The 17166-nt window shown below is 62.9% G+C and carries 14 protein-coding genes; 12 read left to right on the forward strand and 2 right to left on the reverse strand.

Features of this window, described 5'->3' with window-relative positions; genetic code table 11:
* Window positions 1-9: 9 nt before the first annotated feature.
* Window positions 10-1419 carry a hypothetical protein gene (locus J4G38_RS00475; RefSeq protein ID WP_210514164.1) on the reverse strand — a complete coding sequence of 470 codons (1410 nt, stop codon included), beginning with the start codon at window positions 1417-1419 and terminating at the stop codon, window positions 10-12.
* A 156-nt stretch (window positions 1420-1575) separates the two neighbouring features.
* Here J4G38_RS00475 and J4G38_RS00480 point away from each other — a divergent pair, with 156 nt between their 5' ends.
* The 7 genes from J4G38_RS00480 to J4G38_RS00510 all read left to right on the forward strand — a co-directional run bounded on the left by J4G38_RS00480 (window position 1576) and on the right by J4G38_RS00510 (window position 10472).
* The gene (locus J4G38_RS00480) at window positions 1576-2004 is read left to right on the forward strand and encodes a ribosome-binding factor A (RefSeq protein WP_210514165.1); all 429 of its coding nucleotides are present in this window, start codon (window positions 1576-1578) and stop codon (window positions 2002-2004) included.
* 48 nt (window positions 2005-2052) lie between these two features.
* Complete coding sequence (locus tag J4G38_RS00485) at window positions 2053-2862, forward strand: class I SAM-dependent methyltransferase (protein WP_210514166.1); 810 nt, start codon at window positions 2053-2055, stop codon at window positions 2860-2862.
* Window positions 2863-2973: 111 nt separating this feature from the next.
* Complete coding sequence (locus J4G38_RS00490; protein WP_210514167.1) at window positions 2974-3354, forward strand: hypothetical protein; 381 nt, start codon at window positions 2974-2976, stop codon at window positions 3352-3354.
* A gap of 30 nt (window positions 3355-3384) precedes the next feature.
* The gene (locus J4G38_RS00495; RefSeq protein WP_210514169.1) at window positions 3385-4617 is read left to right on the forward strand and encodes an ABC transporter permease; all 1233 of its coding nucleotides are present in this window, start codon (window positions 3385-3387) and stop codon (window positions 4615-4617) included.
* Between the two features lie 119 nt (window positions 4618-4736).
* Complete coding sequence (locus J4G38_RS00500) at window positions 4737-7715, forward strand: DEAD/DEAH box helicase (protein ID WP_210514170.1); 2979 nt, start codon at window positions 4737-4739, stop codon at window positions 7713-7715.
* A gap of 193 nt (window positions 7716-7908) precedes the next feature.
* On the forward strand, window positions 7909-9888 hold the full coding sequence (locus J4G38_RS00505) for an OmpA family protein (RefSeq protein ID WP_210514172.1): 1980 nt from the start codon (window positions 7909-7911) through the stop codon (window positions 9886-9888).
* 137 nt (window positions 9889-10025) lie between these two features.
* On the forward strand, window positions 10026-10472 hold the full coding sequence (locus J4G38_RS00510) for an SRPBCC family protein (RefSeq protein ID WP_210514173.1): 447 nt from the start codon (window positions 10026-10028) through the stop codon (window positions 10470-10472).
* On the opposite strand, the gene J4G38_RS00515 is transcribed toward J4G38_RS00510, so the two are convergent.
* Entirely contained in the window at window positions 10473-10949 is a 477-nt protein-coding gene (locus tag J4G38_RS00515; protein ID WP_210514174.1) for a GNAT family N-acetyltransferase, read from the reverse strand.
* A 79-nt stretch (window positions 10950-11028) separates the two neighbouring features.
* Between J4G38_RS00515 and J4G38_RS00520 the strand changes: the two genes are divergently transcribed.
* The 5 genes from J4G38_RS00520 to J4G38_RS00540 all read left to right on the forward strand — a co-directional run bounded on the left by J4G38_RS00520 (window position 11029) and on the right by J4G38_RS00540 (window position 17104).
* Entirely contained in the window at window positions 11029-12228 is a 1200-nt protein-coding gene (locus J4G38_RS00520; RefSeq protein ID WP_210514176.1) for a class I SAM-dependent rRNA methyltransferase, read from the forward strand.
* A 166-nt stretch (window positions 12229-12394) separates the two neighbouring features.
* A complete protein-coding gene (gene crtD / locus J4G38_RS00525; RefSeq protein WP_226163032.1) occupies window positions 12395-13879 on the forward strand; it encodes a 1-hydroxycarotenoid 3,4-desaturase CrtD in 1485 nt (494 codons plus the stop codon).
* Between the two features lie 70 nt (window positions 13880-13949).
* Window positions 13950-14630, forward strand: a complete 681-nt coding sequence (locus J4G38_RS00530; protein ID WP_210514179.1) for a carotenoid biosynthesis protein — start codon at window positions 13950-13952, stop codon at window positions 14628-14630.
* Between the two features lie 99 nt (window positions 14631-14729).
* Window positions 14730-15344, forward strand: coding sequence for a TetR/AcrR family transcriptional regulator (locus tag J4G38_RS00535; protein ID WP_210514180.1), 615 nt, complete (start codon window positions 14730-14732; stop codon window positions 15342-15344).
* Window positions 15345-15382: 38 nt separating this feature from the next.
* On the forward strand, window positions 15383-17104 hold the full coding sequence (locus J4G38_RS00540) for a M28 family metallopeptidase (protein WP_210514182.1): 1722 nt from the start codon (window positions 15383-15385) through the stop codon (window positions 17102-17104).
* Window positions 17105-17166 lie beyond the last annotated feature (62 nt).

Below are 17166 nucleotides of genomic sequence, written 5' to 3' on the forward strand. Positions count from 1 at the left end.
CCCGCGCCCCTACTTCCGGCGATACAGGCCGGGGGTACCGGTGGCCTCATACGAGCCGAAAATGCCGGGCAGCAGGAGCTTGAGTCGGGCCACTTCGTTCACTTGGTCGAGCAAATAATCGGGCGGTACCGGGCCCATTTTTTGGGCTACCCGCACCACGGCAGCGTATTCGTTAAGGTGCCCAAAATCGGCCTGAGACAGGGCCCAGTCCAGGTATGGCGTGGCGGGATGGTTGTTAAAATACGCCCGGTCGTCGGGCCCAAGAATGAGCAGCGTTTGGCCTTGCAGGGTGGCGTAGCGGGGGTCGGGCTGCAAGCCGAAGCGGCTTTCGGCGGGCATGTGCAGCAGGGCTTCGAGGCGCGGCACCTGGGCCCGGTAGCGCAGCACCACCGCCGCGTTGAGGAGGAGCAGCAACAGCAGCTCCAGCAGCCAGGCTTGGCTATTGCGCTGCCAGAGGAACAGGCTGAAATAGGCCAGTGGCGGCAACAGCAGCACCAATACGCCGGGCGCGGCGCCGCGTTCCACAGCAGCTGTGGCAATGGCCACCACCAGCCACACCAGCATCAGCTGGCGAAATTTCACCTGGAACACCAGGCCCAGCGACGTGCCCAATGACCGCAACAGGGCCAACGTGAGCACCACGCCGGGCACTATCAGCAGGCGTAGCTGCAGGCCCGCTGGCAGGCCGCTGGCAATGAGGTCCGTCAGGCCCGGCTGCAGGTGGAACTGCGCGAATCCGGGCAGAGCCCCCGTATACAGAAAAAGCGTGATTACCAAGGCATACGGAAAGAAAAAACCGCACAGCAGCAGCAGCGAGCTCCGAAAGGAATTAGGCGCAAAAATGACCACCGCAAACAAGCCCACCACCAGAAACAACGCCAGCGGCAGGTAGCACAGCGCCCCCAGGCCAATCAGAAATCCGGCCCGAAACAGGCGGCGGTTGTCGTAGCCCTCGCGGGAGGTGGGCAGCAGCGCGCTCAGGGAAAATATGATGAACGTTTGGCCCAGCAGCAGCGGCGAGAGGGCATCCAAATCGGTACTCACGCTGCCCACCAGCAGGTAGGTGAGCGCCGCCACAAAGCCGCGCTCGGGATGCACGTCGTAGCGGTTCAGCACCAGGTTCAGGCGCAGGGCCTGGATGAGCAGCAGCAGCAGCGCCACCACCCGGTAGAGCCACACCGGCCGCGAGAGCACGGCATCGAGCCCGGCAAAAAAAGCCGCGGCCAGCGGAGCCGTGCCGTCGTAGAGGTCGCGGTAGGGCATGGCGCCGCCGTGCAGCCGCTCGCCCACCAGCAGGGCCCGCAGCTCGGCAGCCGTCACGGGCAGGCCCAGCCACAGCAGCGGCAGGCGCAGGGCCAGCAGCAGCAGCAGCAAGGCCACGAGCTGAGCCGGCAGGGAGCTTTTGAAAAAGCGAAGCACCTGTAGGGGAGGAGGTGAGTGAGGAAGAAGGAGAGAGTCCGCAGTAAAGGTATTGCACGGGCACAGCCTCAGCTTTCGTTTTCACCCTCGTCCCCTCCCCCCTCTTCCCTCCTACCCTCCTCACCCTATAAAACCTCCCGTACCTTTGCCAGTCATATGGAAAGCAAACGACAACAAAAAATGGCCAGCCTGCTCCAACAGGAGCTGGCCGCCGTGTTGCAGCGCGACCTGCCGCACCTCTTCAGCGGCGGGCTGGCCCCGAGCATCAGCATGGTGAAGGTGACGCCCGACCTGGGCCAGGCCCGCGTGTACCTTAGCCTGCTGCTGGGCAACAACGCCACCGACCGCCTCGACATCATCCAGGACAACGCCAAGGAAATTCGCCACGCCCTGGCCAAGCGCATCCGCCAAACGGCCCGCGTGGTGCCCGAACTGGTGTTTTTTCACGACGACAGCGCCGCTTACGCCGCCCACATGGACCAGATTCTCGGCGCGCTCGACATCCCGGCCGCGCCCAAAGACGACGCCGATGAGAACGAAAAACCAGCCCGGCCGCGCCTTTTCAACCCCAAAGACGACCAATAAGTCCGCCCGCTGAATTCATAACTCATAATTCAGAATTCATAACTTCCCTTGTATTACGACCCGATTAAGAAGACGCTCGGCCAGGTATTCAACCGCACGCCGTGGCTGCGCCGGCTGTTTTATCACCTGCTCGACCTGCTGCTGCTCCGCACCTGGCACGTGCACCGCGAGCTGCGCCGCTGGGCCAAAGGCCGCACCCAGGAACCCCTGAACATCCTTGACGCCGGCTCCGGCTACGGCCAGTACTCGTACTGGATGAGCGGCCTGAGCCCCAAGTGGAACATCCTGGCCGTGGACGTGAAGGAGGACCAGGTGGCCGACTCCAACCGGTTTTTCCGGCAGATTGGGCGCAAGAACGTGCAGTTTGCCGTGCAGGATTTGGTGCTGTACCAGGAGCCGAACTCCTTCGATTTGGCCCTATCGGTGGACGTGATGGAGCACATTCTGGAAGACGTGGAAGTGTTTCGCAACATCCACGCCTCGCTGAAGGACGGCGGCATGCTGCTTATTTCGACCCCCAGCGACCAGGGCGGCTCCGACGTGCACGACGACGGCGAAACCAGCTTCATCGAAGAGCACGTGCGCGACGGCTACAACATCCGCGAAATCCAGCAGAAGCTCAGCACGGCCGGTTTCGAGCGCATCGAAGCCCGCTACGCCTACGGCGAGCCGGGCCAGATTTCGTGGCGCCTCAGCATGAAATACCCCATCCTGATGCTGGGCAAGTCCCGGCTGTGGTTCCTGTTTTTGCCGTTCTATTACCTGGTCACGTTCCCGTTCTGCCTGCTGCTGAACTGGCTCGATGCCCGCACGAAACACGACTCGGGCACGGGCCTGATTGTGAAGGCCTGGAAGTAGACCTAAGCTGCTTTCGCTGTTGCTGGACAAAAGCCCGTACCTTGTTTCCGCGTTCTGCCCCTCTTTTTTGCCTTACCCCGGCCGATGGACTCCAACAATTTTCAGACTTTCATGGAAGCCCTGCTCAATCGGATGGAGCGGCAGGAAGCCCAGGCAACCGTCGCCAACCAAGCCCTGCTTGACTTGGTTGGTGAAGTGCGCAGCTTGCGTCAGGATGGCCAGCAATTCCAACAGCAGCAAAGCTTGTTCAACCAACGCTTACTCGATTGGACTGACCGCCAGGAAGCATTCAATGACCGGCAGGAAAAATTCAATGACCGACAGGAAAAATTCAATGACCGCCAAGACCAGTTCAACATCATTTTCCTGGATGAAATCCGGGGCATGAAAAAAGACATCAAGGAATTGACCGAGGTGGTGCTGAAACAGCACGAAGGACGGCTGAAGCGCCTGGAAGACTTCATGGACGGCTTTCTCCGTAAAGCCGGCTAACCTGCGCTTTTTGCTCGCTAACGCCTCTCTGTGAACGTCCCCTTCCTCATTGCCCGGCGCTATTTCCGTTCCAAGAACAAGCGCAACATCATCACCATCATTTCCAACATTTCGATGATTGGGGTGGCGGTGGGCACGGCCGCGCTCATTATTGTGCTGTCGGTGTTCAACGGGCTGGAGGATTTGGTGCGCACGCTCTACGGCAAATCGGACCCCAACCTGGTCATTTCGGCCACCAAGGGCAAGGCTTTCGACGTGGACCGCACCTTCCTGATGCAGCTGGAAAACACGCCCGGCGTGGCCCTGCTCACCCAGGTCATCGAAGACAATGCCCTGCTGCAATACCACGACCGCCAGATGGTGGTGAAAATGCGCGGCCTCTCGGACAACTACTTCGGCCAGAGCCAGATTGACGCCAACATCCGCGAGGGCGACCACCGCCTGCGCCGCGATAGCCTGGAGCTGGCCCTGGTGGGCGCCGGCGTGCAGCACGAGCTCAGCATCACGCTCAACAACCGCCTGGCGCCCATGCGCCTGCTGTACCCGCGCAACACGCCCGGCAAAAAGCTGCTGCAAATGGACCCCGACAAGGCCTTCAACGAGCAGGATTTGATTGCGGGCGGCGTGTTCCTCATTGAGCAGCACATCGACGACAGCTACATTTTCGTGCCGCTCACCTTTGCCCAGCGCCTGCTGGGCTACGGCACCCGCCGCACCGCGCTTTACGTGAAAGTGGGCGCCAGTTTTGAGATTGAGAAGGTGAAAGCGCAGCTGCGCAGGCAGCTCGGGCCCGGCTTTCGGGTGCAGGATTCGGACGAGCAGCACGTGAGCCTGTTCAAAGCCATTAAGGTGGAGAAACTGTTCGTGTTCATCACCTTCACCCTCATTCTGCTCATCGCCTCGCTCAACATCTTTTTTTCCCTGTCGATGCTGGTTATCGACAAGAAAAAGGACATTTCGGTGCTGCTGGCCATGGGAGCCAGCCAGCAAGCCGTGCGGCGGACTTTCCTGCTGGTGGGCGCCATTGTGGCGCTGGTGGGCGCGGCCGTGGGCCTGATTGTGGGCGTCACGCTTTGCTGGCTGCAACAGCATTTCGGCTTTGTGAGCATGGGCATGGCCACGAGCGTGGTGGACGCCTACCCGGTGAAAATGCAGGTTTCGGACCTAGCCTTTACCTGCCTGTCCATCATTTTCATCACCCTTGCCGTCAGCATTCGCCCGGCGTTGAACGCGAGTAATTTGGATTTGCGCGACAACCTGTAAGGCCGGTCTCAGGGGATGGGTTTTGGGTGGGTAGGCCCGAATTTTATCGACCAAAAAACAAGCTCCACTGTTCCTATTTCCACTTTCGGCCCTACCTTGCGCTTTCCGCGTGCCCGGCTATGAAAGTATCTACCGCAGAACCGTTTCAAATTATCTACTCGCTCTTCGAGCACGAGTTCCTCGGACATTTGTTCGCGGCCTACGTGGTGCAGTTGGGCCCGCGAGGCCAGCTTACGCTTCAGCACCAGACCGTTTCGGGGAAAAACGCGCACGAATTCGCCGACGGCCTCGACGCCACCGACTTCGAGCTGGTGGAGTTCTGCGACCAGATTCAGCAGGAAGCGGTGGTGAAGGAATTCTGGCCCCGCAAAATCGCCACGGCCGAGTTCTTTCTCAAAACCTACAACCCCGACAAAGGCGACAAGCCGATGCAGGAGGCCATTGCCCGGCACGTGCAAACGCGCATGGGCGGCCTGCTGGCCCGGCTGGCGGGCAAGCGCGTGTTCATCATGGGCCGCGACGGCGAGCCTACGTGGAAAGAAATCGGCATGGCCCCGGCCAAGGCGTCCATCCTGTTCCATTTCCGGCGCAACGAGGAAGGCACGCACTACTTCCCCACCATCCAGTACCAGGGCCAGCGGCTTGACTTTCAGCACAAAGATGCCGTACTGGTGTGCGTGCAACCGGCCTGGCTGCTGCTGAACGACCTGCTGTATTCTTTCCGCACCGATGTGGACGGGCGCAAGCTGCTGCCGTTCTTGAAGAAGAAATTTATTGTGGTGCCCCGGCAGGTGGAAGAAAGCTACTTCCAGAAGTTTGTGGCTCCGCTCATGGAGGCGTTTGAGGTGCACGCCCGCGGCTTCGACATTCGGTCGGAGCGCTACGTGGCCCGGCCCCGGCTCACGTTCAGCGATTCGCTGCCGGCCCCGGCCGCGCCCGAAGCGCCCGTGCGCCCGCCCGGGCCGCCGCGCCGGGGCCGCATTCCCATGCCCAAGCCCATTGCGCCCCTGCTAAGCGGGGCCGAAACCGAGCAGATTCACTTCGAGCTGAGCTTCCGCTACGGCCCGCACCTCATGCCCCTGGGCACCGACAAGCCGGTGAGCGTGCGCCTGGAAAAAACGCCCGACAGCTACGTATTCCACCGTCTGCTGCGCAACCCTGAGCAGGAGCAGGCCACCGTGGAAGAGCTGCACGCCCGCCGGCTCACGGTAGAGAATGGGCACGCCACGCTGCCCAAAAGCGAGGCCTTTAAGTGGCTGCACGACAACACGCCTGCGCTGGCCGAACTGGGCTACACCGTGGAGGCCGCCGCCACGGCCACCAAAAGCTACTTCATTGGCCCTACCCGTATTCAGGTGGGCATTCAGGAAGCCGGCGACTGGTTTGACGTGCGCGGCACGGTGCATTTTGGCGACATTGAAATTCCGTTTATCCGGCTGCGGGGCCACATTTTGCAGCGCCGCCGCGAGTTTAAACTGCCCAACGGCCAGATTGCTATCATCCCCGAAGAGTGGTTTACGGACTATATGGAGCTGTTTGCCTTCGGCGAAGAGACGGCCGACGGTCTGAACCTGCGCCGCCACCACCTGGCCCTGGTGGCCGACCTGCAGAGCAGCGAGCTGGCCACCGTGCGCATGGGCCGCAAGCTGGCCAAGCTGCGCGATTTTGCCGAAGTGGAGGACCACCCGCTGCCCACTGGCTTCGTGGGCATCCTGCGGCCCTACCAAAAGGCCGGCTACAACTGGCTGCGCTTCGTGCAGGACTATCATTTCGGCGGCTGCCTGGCCGACGATATGGGTTTGGGCAAAACCATTCAGACGCTGGCCATGCTGCAGCACCGCCGCGAAAGCGGGGAGGCGCAGGGCGCGGCCTCGCTGCTGGTGCTGCCCACTTCGCTGGTGTTCAACTGGCTGAATGAGGCCCAGAAATTCACGCCCGACCTGCGCATTCTGGCCTACACGGGCACTTATCGCGACAAAAACCCCGACCGGTTTGCCGACTACGACGTGGTGCTGACCAGCTACGGCATCGTGCGCCTCGACACGGAGCTGCTGGCCAGCTACAAGTTCGACTACGTGATTCTGGACGAGTCGCAGGCCATCAAAAATCCGTCGAGCACCACCTCGCAAGCCGTGCGGCAGCTGCGCTCCAAGCACCGCCTGATTCTGACCGGCACGCCGGTGGAAAACAGCACGATGGACCTGTGGTCGCAGATGTCGTTCATCAACCCGGGCTTGCTGGGCACGCAGGCATTTTTCCGCAAGGAATTCCTCAAGCCCATCGAGAAGAACCAGGACGAAGGGCGCACCCGGCGGCTGCACGCCCTCATCAAGCCCTTCATTCTGCGGCGGCACAAGGCCCAGGTGGCCAAGGAGCTGCCCGAGAAAACGGAGCAGCTGAGCTACTGCCAGATGACGGAGGAGCAGGCCCACGCCTACGAGGAAACCAAGAGCTTCTACCGCAACAAAATCCTGCGCAACCTGGACGAGCACGGCCCGGCCAGCACGCAGTTTCTGCTGCTGCAGGGCCTCACCCGCCTGCGCCAGATTGCCAACCACCCGCGCCTGGCCGACGAGCATTACGCGCACGAATCGGGCAAGCTGCGCGAGGTGCTGCGCATGATTCGCAACGTGGTGGCCGAGGGGCACAAGGTGCTGGTGTTTAGTCAATTTGTGCAGCACCTGAGTTTGGTGCGCGCCGCGCTCGATGAGCGGCAGCTGGCTTACGCCTACCTCGATGGCACCACCCGCGACCGGCCCGCCGAAGTGGCCCGTTTCCAGGAGGACGAAAGCCTCAAAATCTTCCTCATCAGCCTGAAAGCCGGCGGCGTGGGCCTCAACCTCACCGCCGCCGACTACGTCTTCATCCTCGACCCGTGGTGGAACCCCGCCGTGGAAGCCCAGGCCGTGGACCGCGCCCACCGCATCGGCCAGCTGCGGCCGGTGTTCACCTACAAGTTCATCACCCAGGGCACGGTGGAAGAGAAAATCCTGGCCTTGCAGCGCCGCAAGCTGGCGCTGGTGAGCGAGCTGATTGCCACCGACGAGGCCGTAATCAAGCACCTTACGCGGGCCGATATCGAGGAGCTGCTGGGGTAAATCATAAGGGGGGTATTGCCATGAAAAGCGAGGCCTGAACGTGCATCAATCAAACGCAGAGCCCGTTTCTTGCTGAGAAACGGGCTCTTTTGTTTATTCAACCCTACCTTGGCAGTGGTCTGTTTTCAACTATCAACCGAATAACAGAAAACCTGCTGAGCTTGCCGAAGTAGGACGGCTCTGGACTTTTTAGATGTATCTGACGCCCCGCGGATTGTTTCCATTGCTGCTGCTGGCCCTGTCAGGGACGCTGCGCGCCCAGCCGGCACCGCCCCTGGCCACCTACACCGATGCCCAGGCGCGCTACCAGGTGGCCTACCCCGGCACCTGGCAGCTGCGCAAAGACGTGGCCGGGGCCGAGGCCGCCTTCTACGCGCCCGCCACGGGCCGGCCGGTCCCGGCCGTGGCTACCCTCACCGTGCGGGAGCTGCCCGATGCGGAAAAAGAGCTTAAGCTAACGGCGGCCGGCGGGCAGGATTCGACATGGCGGCGCGTGCTGCGGTTGCCCCAGGCCCAGGTGCTGCGCATTGAGCAGCGCGACAACGGCCCCTACGACGAGGTGCGCTACGACTATACCTACGCCGCCACCGCCCTCACCCGCACCCACGTGGTGGGCCGGCAGGTGTGGCGCGGCGGCTACGAGCTGCGCACCGAGTACCGGGCCGAAACCAGCCAGGACGGCCGCTACCTGGCCCAGGGACAGCAGCTGGTCGAATCCTTCGCCTTCACGGCCAAGGGGCTGCCCAGCCGCCGCTACGCCGACCAGCAGTGCGACAACAAGATGTACGGCATCGCGGCCAGCCACCGCGTCGACGGCCAGCTGCTGGACGACTGCCGCACCATCCACGAGTTTGCAACCGAAGACCTTACCAACCAGCCCATCATTCACCGGCAGGCGTTGCCGTTTCAGTCCTACGCGCTAGCCAAGGGGTTTGATAACTGCCTGTACTCGGTAACCAAGGCCCCTACCGATGCGCCCGAGCTGGTGTACCGCTACGACCCCGCCGCACGCCAGGGCCGCTACACCACCTGGCGGCTGCCGGCGCAGGGCCCCGATGTCAGCTGGATTTCGGCCGCTACCGACGACAAGGGCGACCTGTATTTCCTGACTTCCGACGCCAACCAACTCGTGAAAGTGGACCCCACCGCCGGCGCCGTGACCGTGGTCTGGAAAACCGACCCGCTGCAAAAAGCCCCGTTCTACCGCGCCATCGGCTTCCCGGGCGCGGGCACCCACGGCAACTTCTGCCTCGACGATGCCCACACCATGTACCTCGTGTACAGCACCGACGGCTCCCTGCTGAAAGTTGACCTCAACACCCTGAAACCCTTCCCCGACCTGATGCCCCTTGAGGGCCTGCCCGAGCGCGGCGGCTACAGCGACCTGCTGATGCAGAACGACGAAGCCGGGCGCCGCCGCCTCTACCTGGCCGGCCCCCGGGCCTTGTACAAGGTCGACCTGGCCCGGCAAAAGGCCACCCGCGTCCGCCAGGGCACCTACACCGATTTGGCCGGCTGCAACGTGTTTCGCATCGTGCCCCGCACGGCTCCGGCGGCGCCCCTGCCCACGGTTGTGCTTTGGCGGGGGCGGGTGCTGAATGCCATCACCTCGCAGCCCCTGCCCGAAGCGCAGCTACGCTTCGGGCCCGAAGGCGACGAAATGAGTGTGCCCATCACAGCCCAGGGCAATTTTGCTTATGCGGCCGTCCCCGGCCAGCCCTACGCCGCCCACGCCCAGCTAGCCGGCTACCTTGCCATTGACACCCTGTGGACGGCGGGGCCCGGCACCGTCCGGCGCGACATTCTGCTCCGCCCCTTCGCCGTGGGCACCACGCTGCCGCTCGATAACGTGCAGTTCGAGCAGGGCCAGGCCGTGCTGCTGCCCACCTCCGCGCCCGCCCTCGACCAGCTGGTGCGCCTTATGACCGATAACCCCCGCCTCACCATTGAGCTGCGCGGCCACACCGACAACGTGGGGCCGCCCGAAAAGAACGTCGTCCTCAGCGAGCAGCGCGTGGCGGCCGTGAAAGCCTACCTCGTGGGCCACGGCGTGGCCGAGGGCCGCATCAGCGGCATCGGCTACGGCGGTGCCCAGCCCGTGGCCAGCAACGCCCAGGAAATCACCCGCCGCCTCAACCGCCGCGTCGAGTTTCGGGTAACCGGATTGCAGTGAGCAGCGAGCAGTGAAGCATCTCGCGTGCAGCAGTAAACCAATCGATTGAGTTAGTACCCCGAGCGAGATGCTTCGCTGCGCTCTGCATGACGTTCTTGTGCTCACTGTTCACTGTTAACTGACCTATAACTGACCTTATGCGCGTTCTCCTCCGCACTGCCGTGCCCCAAACGCCCGCCCAGGTAATGGCCGGCTTCACCCGCGAACTGTTTCTGGCCCTGGCCCCGCCTTTTCCAAAGCTGAAGCTGCGCCGCTTCGACGGCTGCCGCACTGGTGATGTGGTCGAAATCGAGCTGGACACCTTGGTCAAAAAGCTCTCCTGGACTTCGCTCATCACCGATGACGGCGTGCTGCCTGACGGCACCCACTTTTTCGTGGACGAAGGCCGGATTCTGCCGCCGCCGTTGCGCTACTGGCAGCACCGCCACCTGCTGGAACCCGGCCCCAACGGCGGCTGCCTCATCGTCGATAACCTGGAATACCGCACCGCTTCCCGCCTGCTCGACGTGCTGATTTACCCCGCCATGTGGGCCCAGTTTGCCTGGCGGCGCCCCATTTACCGGCGCTGGTTTGGCCGGAAATAATTAAAAATCGAGTACCATGCGCGTATCGCCCCGGTTGTAGGGCAGCGGCCGCAGGGGCACGGGCCGAAAGCCCAGCTTGTCGTAGAGCGCCAGGGCCGGCCGCATGTCGGCGTCCAGCATCACTTCCACGCGGCGGGCGCCCAGCTGCCGGGCTTTGCACAGAATGCTTTGCCCCAGCGCCCAGCCGATGCCGTGCCGCTGCATGCGGGCAGCAACAGCCATTTTGGCGAGCTCATACACGCCGTCGGGTTCTTTGACGAGGGCGCAGGTGCCCGCAATCTCGCCGTCGCACACGGCCATCAGAATGTGGCCGCCGGTATCCAGAATGCGTCGTTGGGGGTAATCGAGAGACTGGTCGTCGGGGCGTTCGGAGTTGAAATAGCGGGAAATCCACTCGTAGTTCACTTCGTAATTCAGCATCCGAAAAGCGACCTGATGCGCAGGCTCAAAGTCGATAATGGCAAGGCGGGCGGGCATGGGTGGGAATTGGAGAAAGGGGAAGGACGGAAACGGGACCGCAAAGTTCGCACATAGCGGGCCGTACCTTTGCCGTCCTATGCTAAATCCCGCCACCATCGTCCTCAAAAACGGAAAAGACCACTCCCTACGCCGCCGCCACCCCTGGGTATTCTCCGGCGCCATTGCCCGCGTGAAGGGCGACACCCACGAGGGCGACGCCGTGCTCGTCGAAGCCATTGATGGCGAATTGCTGGGCGTGGGCCACTTTTCGGGCGGCGGCTCCATTGCCGTGCGCATGCTGGATTTTGGCCAGAACGCCGTGCTGCCCACCGCCGAATTCTGGCAGGCCAAGCTGGGCAATGCCTACCAGCTGCGGCAGCGCCTGCGCCTGACCGGCGCGGCCGATACCGACGTTTTTCGCCTCATTCACGCCGAGGGCGACGGCCTGCCGGGCCTCATCATCGACGTGTACGGCGACGTGGCCGTGGTGCAGGCCCACAGCGTGGGCATGTATCGCGCCCGCCCCGAAATCGCAGCCGCCCTGCAAGTAGTGTTCGGCGATAAGCTGCGCGCCATCTACGACAAGAGCGCCGAAACCGTGCCCGGCAACGCCGTGCCCGATGCCCAGAACGGCTACCTCTTCGGCGAAAGCACCGGCACCGAGCACCTCGTGACCGAAAATGGCCACCAGTTTGCCGTGGACTGGGAAACCGGCCAGAAAACCGGTTTCTTTATTGACCAGCGCGACAACCGCGCCCTGCTGGCCCGCTATTCGCCCGGCCGCCGCGTGCTCAACACGTTTTGCTACACCGGCGGCTTCTCCGTCTACGCCCTCGAAGCCGGCGCCGAGCTGGTGCATTCCGTCGACTCCAGCAAGAAAGCCATTGCCCTCACCGAGCGCAACGCCGAGCTTTCCCGCCACGCCGACCGCCACGCCGCCTACCCCGACGACGTGCTCGGCTTCCTCAAAAACCACTCGGCCCAGTACGATTTGCTGGTCCTCGACCCGCCCGCCTATGCCAAGCACATGGGCGCCCGCCACGCCGCCCTCATGGGCTACAAGCGCCTGAATGCGGCCGGCATCGCCCACCTCGCGCCGGGCGGGCTGCTGTTCACGTTCAGCTGCTCCCAGGTCGTGAGCCCCGAATTATTCGAAGGCGCGGTGCTGGCCGCCGCCATCGAAGCCGGCCGGCCGGCCCGCATCCTGCACCGCCTCACCCAGCCCGCCGACCACCCCGTGAGCCTGTTCCACCCGGAAGGCGCGTATTTGAAAGGGCTGGTGCTGGCCGTGGAGTAAGCAATGCAGCGCGGACTTTGGGAGTCCGCGTGGGTCGGTCGAGCGGGTGTCGTGCACGCGCAGACGCTCAAAGTCTGCGCTACAATGTGCTATGCCCGTCGGCATCAGCCAAACATCTTCCCCGGTTGCGTTGGTTAGCAGTTCTGTGTTTACAAAAGCAAAAAAAGTGTCGCCCTCCCGGCAGCCCGTCGCCGTCATCGGGGCGGGCATCGCGGGCATTGCCGCGGCGGTGCGGCTGGCGGTGGCGGGGCATGCCGTTACGGTGTTTGAGGCCGGGCCCACGTTTGGGGGCAAGATGCAGCAGTTCGCGCTGCCGGGCGGGTATCGGTTCGATGCCGGGCCGTCGCTCTTCACGCTGCCGCAGCTGGTGGATGATATTTTCCGGCTGGCGGGCCGCGAGCCGGCCGACTACTTCCGGTATGAACGGCTGGACCCCATCACCAACTACTTTTTTGCGGATGGTACGCGGCTCACGGCCTGGGCTGAAGCGGGGAAATTCGCGGCCGAAGTGGAGGAAAAGCTGGGCACGCCAGCGGCGGCAGTTACCGAGTTTCTGACGCACGCCGGTAAGGCGTATGACGCTACGGCGGGCACCTTTTTGCACAAGTCGCTGCACAAAGCCGGCACCTATTTCAGCCCCGAAACCCTGAAAGCGGTGGCCGCCCTACCGCGGCTGGGCCTGTTGGGCACCATGCACCAGCGCCACGAAAAAGCCTTTGGCAACGACCCGCGCCTCGTGCAGCTCTTCGACCGCTACGCCACCTACAACGGCTCGGACCCCTACCAGGCCCCGGCCACGCTGAGCATGATTCCGCACCTGGAGCACGGAATCGGTGCTTTCTATCCCGAAGGCGGCATCTACGCCATCGCCGAAAGCCTGGTGAAACTGGCCACGGAGTTCGGGGTGAAATTCCGCTACAATGAGCCGGTGGAGGAAATCGTGACGGCCGAAAACCGCGTGACCGGCGTGCGCACCGTGCTGGAGGTGTACGACTTCGGCCGGGTGGTGAGCAACATGGACGTGGTGCCCACCTACCGGCGCCTGCTGCCGGGCCAGCCCGCGCCGGAGCGCACGCTGGCCCAGCCCCGCTCCTCCTCGGCGCTCATTTTTTATTGGGGCATCACCCAAGAATTTGCTGAGCTGGAGTTGCACAACATCTTTTTTTCGGCTGATTATCAGCGCGAGTTTCAGGCCATTTTTCAGGATAAAACCGTGGCCAATGACGTGACGGTGTACGTGAACGTGACCTCCAAAAAAACGCCCACCGACGCCCCGGCCGGCCACGAAAACTGGTTTGTGATGGTGAACGTGCCCCACGACCAGGGCCAGGACTGGGCCGCCCTGACGCAGAAAACCCGCGCCAGCGTGCTCCGGAAGCTAAGCCGGGCACTGGGCACCGACATCGAGCCGCTGATTGCCGTCGAGAAAACCTGGACGCCGCCCGGCATCGCGGCCGACACGTCGTCGTTTGGCGGCGCGCTCTACGGCAGCTCCTCCAACAACGCGCTGGCGGCGTTTTTGCGGCACCCCAATTTTTCGGGGCGGCTCGAAGGGCTGTACTTTTGCGGCGGCTCCGTGCATCCGGGCGGCGGCATTCCGCTGTGCCTGCTATCTGCCAAAATCGTTTCGTCCCTTATCAATGAGGAATGAAGCCGGAGGAGGGAGGAATGGTCAGCTGTTCATTCTTCACGCCCCGGCTTTATTCCTCGTTCCTTAAAACATGGTTGATTACACCGAGCCGCTACCGGCCGCAACTACCGGCCGACTGCGCGTGGCCCAAGGCCTGGTGCTGCTGTTCCACATCACGGGCTTCGTGGGGCTGGCTTTTTCGAAGAATCCCGATTTCTACCTCAAGTTCACGCCCCTCACGCTGGTGCTCACCGCCGGGCTGCTGGTGGCGTTTCAGCCGGGGCGCGGGGCCGGTTTTTGGGGGTTCTGCTTCTCGGTGGTGCTGCTGGGCGTGCTGGCCGAGTTTGTGGGCGTGAACACCGGCAAGGTGTTCGGGCACTACACCTACGGCAGCACCCTGGGCCCAAAGCTGCTGGATATGCCGCCGTTCGTGGGCGTGCCGCCCCTCATTGGCCTCAACTGGCTGGTGCTAACGTATGTGTGCGGCACCCTGGCCCGCTACCTGCCCCTGCCCGAGCTGCCCCGCACCATCCTCGCCGCCCTGCTCATGGTGGGTTTCGATGCCTGCCTGGAGCCGGTGGCCGGCCACTACGATTTCTGGCACTGGACGGCAAATATCATTCCGCTCCAAAATTTCCGCGACTGGTTCATCATCGCCTGCATTCTGCAGATGCTGTTCAATCGGGCGCGCTTCGTTAAATTCAACCCGCTGGTGCCGCTGGTCTACCTCACGCAGCTGCTGTTTTTCTTCCTTTTGGGCGCAATCCAGTAAGATTTATCGGCCCACCACCGCCGTTGATTTCGGGGCCTGCCGGGCCGCCCAACTTGCGGGGCGGCTCCTCCGTTAGACGCATTCCTTTGTTTCCCACTTATGCCCGATTTTACTCCTTCGGCGGCTTCTTTGGAGGCGGCCATGCCCGTCTTTTACCAACACGGCCTGCACACCGCTACCGATGCGCAGCTGGCCACGGCCCTGCGCACCACCGTGCCCGACCTCACGGCCCAGTTTGCCGACCGCGCCACGTTGGTGCACCACGCCCTGCTGGCCGATATTGAGCGGCAGAAACGCGAGCACAGCGCCCTCTACGCCCAGTATTCGTCGGCGGTGGAACGGCTGTATGGCCTGTTGCAGCTCGGGTTGCGCGATTTGGCCTTGGTGCCCAGCCATTTCTACGGCGATTTGCAGACCGATTTTCCTCGGGTCTGGGATGTGGTAACGGAGCATTTCGCCAGCTACTCGGCCCCGCAGCTGCAGCAGCTGCTGAACGATGGCATCCGCAACCGTCTGTTTCGTTCCGACATTAATATTCAGCTGGTAACCAAGATATTGATTGAGCAGCTCAACCTCCTGCTCAACCCCCGGATTTTCCCGCCCGACCGGTTCAGCCCGGGCGAAGTGTTTCGCAGCATCTTCCTGTACTACATTCGCGGCATCTGCACCGATGAAGGCGCGCGGATTGCGGCCGAGCATTTTGCCCGGTTGTAGGCAGTCCGGGCTCAGTCCGGGCGTAACGACTTGTACTGATGCATTTATCCACATTTCGCGGCTGGCTGGTGCCGGCGGCGGCGGGCCTGCTGCTGGCGAGCTGCCAGGGCAAAACCTCGTCGTCGGAAACGGCAACTACTACTGCCCCAACCGAAGCCGAACCCACCGACACGGCCAGCGTGCCCGCGCCGGCCGATGGCATCACGCCTGCCCTCATCGCCCGGCACATCAAGGTGCTGGCGTCGGATGAGTACCAGGGCCGGCGGCCCTTCACGGCCGGCGAGGAAAAAGCCACGGCTTACCTGGCTTCGGAATTTAAAAAGCTGGGCTTGCAACCCGGCCCCAACGGCAGCTACTTCCAGGCGGTGCCGCTGGTGGAAATAGCCGGCACGCCCGACTCGACCGCGACCATCGGCGGCAACGGCAAAAGCCTGACCCTGAAGTACCGGGCCGACTACATGTTCCTCACCGAGCGGGAGCAGCCCACGGTTGTAATCAAGAATTCGCCGCTGGTGTTTGCCGGCTACGGCGTGACGGCGCCCGAGTATAAGTGGGACGACTACGCCGGCCTCGACGTGAAAGGCAAGACCGTGGTGGTGCTGATAAACGACCCCGGCAACGCGGGCAACGACACCATCCTGTTCAAGGGCAAGGCCATGACGTATTACGGCCGCTGGGGCTACAAGTACGAGGAGGCCATCCGGCACGGCGCCACCGGCCTGCTCATCATCCACGACACCAAGCCCGCCTCCTACCCCTGGACGGTGGTGCAAAGCAGCAACGGTGGCGCCAAGCTGCACCCCCAAACGCCCGACCACGGCGCCAGTAAGCTGGCCGTGGAAGGCTGGATAACGCTGGACGCCGCCAAGCGCCTCTTCACGGCGGCCGGCCAGAACTACGACGAAGCCTACACCGCCGCCAACAAACCGGGCTTCCACGGCAAGGCCTTCGGGCTGAGCATCAGTACCACGCTGCACAATAAAATCACGCTCAAAGCCTCGAAAAACGTGGTGGCCGTGCTGCCCGGCACCACGCGGCCCAAGGAATACATCATCTACTCGGCGCACTGGGACCACCTGGGCGTGGGCAAGGCCGTGGCGGGCGACTCGATTTATAACGGCGCCCTCGACAACGCCAGCGGCTGCGCCGGCCTGCTGGCCATTGCCACCGGCTTCGTGCAGGCCAACTCAACGCCGGGCCGCAGCATCGTATTCCTGGCCGTGACCGGCGAGGAGCAGGGCCTGCTGGGCTCCGACTACTACGCCCAGCACCCGTTGTTCCCGGTGGCCAACACCGTGGCCGACATCAACATGGACGAGCTGCTGGCCTTCGGGCCGATGCGCGACCTGACCATCACCGGCTACGGCCAATCGGAGCTGGACGACTACGCCCGCGCCGCTGCCAAGGAGCAGAACCGCTACGTCATCCCCTACCAGCACCCCGAAACCGGCAGCTTCTACCGCTCCGACCATTTCAGCTTCGCCAAAGTCGGCATCCCGGCCCTGTACGCCAGCGGCGAGTTCGAGAGCCGCCTGCACGGCAAAGCCTTCGCCGAGAAGGAGCGCAAAGACTTTGAAGAAAAGAATTACCACCAGCCCTCCGACCAGTTCGACCCCAAATGGGACCTGCGCGGCGCTGCCCAGGATGCCCGCCTGCTGTTCCGTATCGGCCAAAAGCTAGCCAGCGAAACGACCTTTCCGAAGTGGAAGGAAGGCTCGGAGTTTAAGGCCACGCGCGAGAAAAGTCTGCTCGGCAACTAACGTCTCCCTGCGATTTTTATCAACCCCTTCGTTGGCACGTCCGGCGAGGGGTTTTTATTTTA

The sequence above is a fragment of the Hymenobacter terricola genome, assembly GCF_017921975.2.
GTDB classification, from domain to species: Bacteria; Bacteroidota; Bacteroidia; order Cytophagales; family Hymenobacteraceae; genus Hymenobacter; species Hymenobacter terricola.

Excerpts from the sequence above, each read along its gene's own strand:
- J4G38_RS00480 (WP_210514165.1), top strand. The coding sequence starts at position 1,576 with ATGGAAAGCAAACGACAACAAAAAATGGCCAGCCTGCTCCAACAGGAG.
- J4G38_RS00490 (WP_210514167.1), top strand. The coding sequence starts at position 2,974 with ATGGAAGCCCTGCTCAATCGGATGGAGCGGCAGGAAGCCCAGGCAACC.
- J4G38_RS00500 (WP_210514170.1), top strand. The coding sequence starts at position 4,737 with ATGAAAGTATCTACCGCAGAACCGTTTCAAATTATCTACTCGCTCTTC.
- J4G38_RS00505 (WP_210514172.1), top strand. The coding sequence starts at position 7,909 with ATGTATCTGACGCCCCGCGGATTGTTTCCATTGCTGCTGCTGGCCCTG.
- J4G38_RS00510 (WP_210514173.1), top strand. The coding sequence starts at position 10,026 with ATGCGCGTTCTCCTCCGCACTGCCGTGCCCCAAACGCCCGCCCAGGTA.
- J4G38_RS00515 (WP_210514174.1), bottom strand. The coding sequence starts at position 10,949 with ATGCCCGCCCGCCTTGCCATTATCGACTTTGAGCCTGCGCATCAGGTC.
- J4G38_RS00520 (WP_210514176.1), top strand. The coding sequence starts at position 11,029 with ATGCTAAATCCCGCCACCATCGTCCTCAAAAACGGAAAAGACCACTCC.
- J4G38_RS00530 (WP_210514179.1), top strand. The coding sequence starts at position 13,950 with ATGGTTGATTACACCGAGCCGCTACCGGCCGCAACTACCGGCCGACTG.
- J4G38_RS00535 (WP_210514180.1), top strand. The coding sequence starts at position 14,730 with ATGCCCGATTTTACTCCTTCGGCGGCTTCTTTGGAGGCGGCCATGCCC.
- J4G38_RS00540 (WP_210514182.1), top strand. The coding sequence starts at position 15,383 with ATGCATTTATCCACATTTCGCGGCTGGCTGGTGCCGGCGGCGGCGGGC.